This window comes from Halomonas sp. 3D7M (genome assembly GCF_014897885.1).
Classification (GTDB): Bacteria; Pseudomonadota; Gammaproteobacteria; order Pseudomonadales; family Halomonadaceae; genus Vreelandella.
Genome location: NZ_JABUZF010000163.1, coordinates 7968 through 8453 on the forward strand (window position 1 = coordinate 7968; position 486 = coordinate 8453).

The window sequence follows — 486 nt, forward strand, 5'->3', positions numbered from 1 at the left end:
CGATAGCAGTGGGCAAACAGCCGCATCTTCTCCAGCTATCGGTACGTTAGGACTTTGAGGGAACCTTCATGCAGCAAGCAGTACGCCGTTGGTTAACGGGGGCCATTGTTGGTGTCTCCATTGTAACGTTAAGTGGTTGTGGAACGCTTTTTCATCCTGAGCGTAAAGGGCAAATGAGCGGTAATATTGACCCAGTGGTGGCGATCGCTAACGGTGTCGGCTTACTGTTTTTTATTGTGCCGGGCGTTATCGCTTATGCCGTGGATTTCTCTAATGGCACTATCTACTTACCAAGTGCGAGCAGTGCGTCGGTAGATATTCACCACTTAGACGACGCTATGGACGTAGCTTCGCTGGAAAAGCTGCTGTCAGATAAAGCGGGACAGCCGGTTAGCTTGGAAAACGAATTGTTGATGATGGAAGAAGTGGCCAGCCTGGATGAAGCGTTAGCCATGGTGCGGATGTCGGGCGTACTGGATGAAGAAC

The 486-nt window shown here is 50.6% G+C and carries 1 protein-coding gene; it reads left to right on the forward strand.

The features are described from left to right. Positions 1 to 68 precede the first annotated feature (68 nt). A partial coding sequence (locus INT22_RS08000) for a hypothetical protein (RefSeq protein ID WP_193068025.1) occupies positions 69 to 486 on the forward strand: 418 nt, incomplete at its 3' end.